Source organism: Micromonospora deserti, from assembly GCF_003236335.1.
Lineage (GTDB): Bacteria > Actinomycetota > Actinomycetes > Mycobacteriales > Micromonosporaceae > Micromonospora > Micromonospora deserti.
The window spans coordinates 1-643 of record NZ_POUB01000542.1 but is presented as its reverse complement, the minus strand read 5'-3'; the positions used below and the strand labels follow the sequence as shown (position 1 = coordinate 643).

1 pseudogene is annotated in these 643 nt (G+C 84.6%); it reads left to right on the top strand.

Annotation, left to right across the window (positions count from 1 at the left end):
- Positions 1–123: 123 nt before the first annotated feature.
- A pseudogene (locus C1I99_RS34690) lies at positions 124–643 on the top strand (hypothetical protein); the annotation flags it as partial.

The following is a 643-nucleotide window of genomic DNA, read 5'->3' as shown; positions in this document are numbered from 1 at the left end:
GCCCCGGACCGCCCCGTCTCACCGGCGCCGGGCCACCCGGACTCCCGTGGGCAGGCCCCGGAGCGCCCGGTCGGGCCGCCGGCCGCCCACCACGGGCCGCACCCGGTCGCACCCGCGGACGAGATGGCACCGTTCTCGGGGCCGCCGGCCGCCCGGCTGCGGGCGGAGTTCCGGCCGACGTCCCCGACCCGCCCCGGACCGGAGGGCCGCCGGGCGGACGGCCCGGCCGCGCCGCCGACGGAGGCGCCGGCGCCGCCGACATCCCCGCCGGGCGTGCCACGGGTGTACGTCCCGCCGCCGGCCGAGCCGGCGGAACCGCCCGCCCCGCCGGCCGAGGCCACCACCAGCGGACCGGACGCCTGGTTCCGGCCGTCCCGCCCGACGCCGGGCCAGGCCGGTCCCGCCGGCGACCCGGACCCGCCGACCTCGGCGCCGCCCGCCGGCGGCGCCGGATCTGATCCACCGTCGGCGCCGCCCACGGCCGCCGGCGACCCGGCACACGCACCGCCAGCACCGAGTGCCGCCGTCGACCCCACGGCTGGCGAGCCGCCGCGGCCTGCCCACCGCCTCGACGCGCCGGCCGAGCGCCCGGCGCCGGTGTCCGCACCGCCGGGGATCCGGCCGGTCTCCACGCCGCCCGCCC